We start from the raw sequence: 207 nt of genomic DNA on the forward strand, positions 1-207 counted from the left end.
AATGAGCGGTGGCTCAGCTGGGGCACGGACAATCGCAGCAATTGCAACGAATAACGGTTTTGAATTAAGCCGTTATCGCGCCGCTAAGCTCATGATTAAACTAAAACTAGAGAGCTGCCAAGTGCCACAACATCAATATAACCGAGGTGGTAATGAGCATCTTGAAATCCCAAATTTGCTAGATAGGCAGTTTGATGTAGTTGAGCC

General features: G+C 45.4%; 1 pseudogene. It reads left to right on the plus strand.

Going from position 1 to position 207, the window contains the following annotated elements:
• A pseudogene (locus ACFI34_RS18830) lies at positions 1-207 on the plus strand (IS3 family transposase); the annotation flags it as partial.

It is taken from the genome of Pseudoalteromonas sp. PSi26, from assembly GCF_054960575.1.